2 protein-coding genes are annotated in these 1,561 nt (G+C 71.0%); both read left to right on the forward strand.

The genetic code is table 11. The annotated features are described in order from the left end of the window. Window positions 1-994: PQQ-binding-like beta-propeller repeat protein (locus AB1578_23805; GenBank protein ID MEW6490923.1), on the forward strand; the 994-nt coding region annotated here is incomplete at its 5' end. Window positions 995-1,320: 326 nt separating this feature from the next. Further along, the coding region (locus AB1578_23810) for a hypothetical protein (GenBank protein ID MEW6490924.1) at window positions 1,321-1,561 on the forward strand (241 nt) is incomplete at its 3' end.

Raw genomic sequence — 1,561 nt, forward strand, 5'->3', positions numbered from 1 at the left:
CGTCGGCGGCAGGGTCTACGTGGGGGGCCATGACGGGTACGTGTACGCCCTGGATGGCGCGACCGGCGAGATGCTCTGGGAGTTCCCCACCCGGGGCCGGGTGGGATCCACTCCGGCCGTCCACGGCGACCGGGTCTTCGTCGGGTCTTCCGACGGCTACCTCTATGCGCTGCGGGCGGGTGACGGATCCGTGGCGTGGAAGACCCCTTCCGGTCGGGGCACCTTCCGCCACCTCTCCTACGGCGGCATCCGCAGCTCCCCCGCCGTGGCCCTCGGGCTCGTCCTTGCCGGGGGGTGCGACGGCCGCGTCCGCGCCCTCGACGAGCGCACGGGCGCCCTGCGCTGGATCCTCGACGGCGGCACCGAGGGCGTCTATTCGTCCCCCGCCCTGGCCGGCGAAACCCTGTTCGTGGGCACCGACGGCCTGAGACAGAGCGCCCTCCTGGCGGTGGACGCCCGCACCGGAACCGTCCTGTGGCGGTTTCCGACTTCCACCCAGATCTTCTCGACCCCGGCGGTCGCGGGCGGTGCCGTCTATTTCCACGCCCGCAACGACCACGTCTACGCCCTCCGGGCCGAGGACGGGGGCCTTCTCTGGAAGACCCCCGCCCCCTCTCTCCAGTCCGAGGCCGCCGCCTTCCAGGACATGGCCAAGTCCTCCCCAGCGGTCGCCGAGGCCGCGGTGTACGTGGGGGTCGACCGGGAACTTGTCGCCCTCGACCGGGAAACCGGACGGGTCCTGTGGCGCACCCCCACCCAAGGCAGGGTGGACTCCTCCCCCCTCGTGGTGGGGAGCACGGTCTACGTGGGATCCGACGACCGCTCGGTGTACGGCCTCGACGCCGGCACGGGCGCCGTCCGGTGGACCTACGCCACGGGGGCACGGGTATCGGTCAGCCCTTCCGCCGCCCACGGCCTCCTCCTCATCGGGTCCAACGACGGCTCCCTCTACGCGTTCGGCTCCCCCGGCAGATCGGCCCCCGACGCTCCCTGACCCCCGGCACCCCCCGGCCTGCCCTCGGGCAGCCGACCCATCGCACTGACCTGGCGGGGCGCGGCCCCCGCGTGCCCCTGGTCCCCCCTGCCTGCGTGCGGCAGAGGCCCTCCCGAAGACCGGCGAAGCTCGCGAAGCGCTTTCGGCGACTTTGTGCCGCCAGGAAGCACCGTCAATAATTTCTCTTGCCATGTAACGAACAGAGGGCCTATGCGTATCCGGGAGCGGCACCCGGCAACCAGCTCGGACCATTGAAGGGAGACCCCACAGCTACCGGGAGGTGTTCCGTCGAACCGGTGTCCGCAACTTCGGAGGAGGAAGGCCCCATGTCGATCCGGACGCTCTCGGGGCGCGGCCTGTTCTGGGTTTCGTGTGCGGTCGCAGTCCTAGGCCTCACCGCGGCCGGAGCGCGGGGGGCCACCCACTACCCCCCCGGCTCCCTGTGCTACGACTGCCACGCCGTCTCGAAGGCGAAGATGGTGGTGGGCACCCACCTGATCAAGAAGTCCCAGAAGACGGTGGACCTGGGAATCACGGGGGGCTCGACCCCGATCCGGTGTCTGTTCT

It is taken from the genome of Thermodesulfobacteriota bacterium (genome assembly GCA_040756475.1).
Lineage (GTDB): Bacteria > Desulfobacterota > Deferrisomatia > Deferrisomatales > JACRMM01 > JBFLZB01.